Source organism: Methanoculleus sp. UBA413 (assembly GCF_002502935.1).
In the GTDB taxonomy this organism is placed as follows: Archaea; Halobacteriota; Methanomicrobia; order Methanomicrobiales; family Methanoculleaceae; genus Methanoculleus; species Methanoculleus bourgensis.
The window spans coordinates 1-284 of the sequence record NZ_DAQR01000085.1 but is presented as its reverse complement, the minus strand read 5'-3'; positions in this window follow the sequence as shown (position 1 = coordinate 284).

Below are 284 nucleotides of genomic sequence, written 5' to 3'. Positions count from 1 at the left end.
GTGTGATCGGGATCACCCTGCCGTAGAAGAGCAGGTTCTTCGCGTCCTCAGCCTCGATCCGGTAGGCTTCGGCATCAACGGAGATATAGAGCGCTCCGCCGGCGCCATGGGTGAGGGTCCCGGGTTCAGTCATGCCCGGCTGCCTCCTGCCCTGACTGGATGACGGTGACGATGTAATAGTGGCAGCGGGTCCGGACAATGCGGATCTCTCGCAATTTCTGGCCGCATCTGCCGATTTCAGTGGCTACGACCTGTTTGATCAGGTAAAGGGGGACGACCCCGGC